This window comes from Halobacillus sp. BBL2006, assembly GCF_000786645.1.
Classification (GTDB): Bacteria; Bacillota; Bacilli; order Bacillales; family Halobacillaceae; genus Halobacillus.
On sequence record NZ_JRNX01000629.1, the window covers coordinates 1 to 692 of the forward strand.

The window sequence follows — 692 nt, forward strand, 5'->3', positions numbered from 1 at the left end:
GGAACTGGCAAGCCTCCTCGGTCGTTTTACTCCCTGTGGGGTCTGGTCAAGCTCCTCCTTCCTCAATTCGAAGCAACGGAAACAAAAGTCTCGAAACTGAGTCTTCAAGATATGTGAGCTTTAATGAAAGAAGAATAAATACCTTAAAATGTGTAAGGTAAATGAAGAAGATGATAATAGGTGAGTGAAAGGATATGATTAGTTTTTTATTAGTAATTAGTTTCATTATTGATGGTGTATTGGTTCTAGGCTTATTAACTTTAATGAATCGAGTTAAAAAGGCGGAAGAACTTGAATTACGCCAGAAACAAGTGGCAAACGAAATCGAAGATCTCTTCACCTCCTACTTAATGGAGTTGAAAGAAGAGAACAATCGTATGAGTGAATTAGTGCAGGCTTCACAAAGACAATCACGTTCAAATGATCATGATTTGAATCGAGAAGCTCATTCAACATTATATTCCCCAGAAGTGAAACAAGCTTTTGAGCTGCCAACGGATTCCTATACCCCTCCAAAGGTAAAGGTAGAGGAGGATGAAGAGGTCTATGAACCTTCTCAACATTCCCGTATAATAGAAATGGGACGAAAAGGACATTCAATTGAAGATATTGCTAAAAAACTAGACAAAGGAAAAACAGAAGTTGAATTGCTTCTTAAATTACACCAAAAAAAATAGTAAAATAACTTGAAT

At 36.6% G+C, this 692-nt stretch carries 1 protein-coding gene; it reads left to right on the forward strand.

The annotated features are described in order from the left end of the window. The first annotated feature begins 194 nt into the window (after window positions 1-194). A complete protein-coding gene (locus LD39_RS17210) occupies window positions 195-677 on the forward strand; it encodes a hypothetical protein (RefSeq protein WP_035550518.1) in 483 nt (160 codons plus the stop codon). Window positions 678-692 lie beyond the last annotated feature (15 nt).